1 protein-coding gene is annotated in these 423 nt (G+C 69.0%); it reads right to left on the minus strand.

Features of this window, described 5'->3' with window-relative positions; genetic code table 11:
* Positions 1–26: 26 nt before the first annotated feature.
* Positions 27–423 (minus strand): peptide-methionine (R)-S-oxide reductase MsrB (msrB, locus tag D7Y13_RS43595; RefSeq protein WP_120631143.1); only part of this gene is annotated, 397 nt, incomplete at its 5' end.

Raw genomic sequence — 423 nt, forward strand, 5'->3', positions numbered from 1 at the left:
CTCCTCGCTCATCCCGTGCGTTGCGCTCATTTCACTTCCTCCACCTGATCGACGTACTCGCCATAGCCCTCGGCCGCCATGTCGTCGCGGTGCACGAAGCGCAGCGACGCCGAGTTGATGCAGTAGCGCAGGCCGCCGCGGTCGCGCGGGCCGTCCTCGAAGACGTGGCCGAGGTGGCTGTCGCCGTGCGCCGAGCGCACCTCCGTGCGCGCCATGCCGTGCGAGCCGTCCTTCAGCTCGTTGACGTGCGCCGGCACGATCGGCTTGGTGAAGCTCGGCCAGCCGCAGTGCGACTCGAACTTGTCGGCCGAGGCGAACAAGGGCTCGCCAGAGACGATGTCGACGTAGATGCCCGGCTCGTCGTTGTGCAGCAGCTCGCCGCTGCCGGGCGCCTCGGTGCCGCTCTGCTGGGTGACGCGGTAC

The organism is Corallococcus praedator, from assembly GCF_003612125.1.
Lineage (GTDB): Bacteria > Myxococcota > Myxococcia > Myxococcales > Myxococcaceae > Corallococcus > Corallococcus praedator.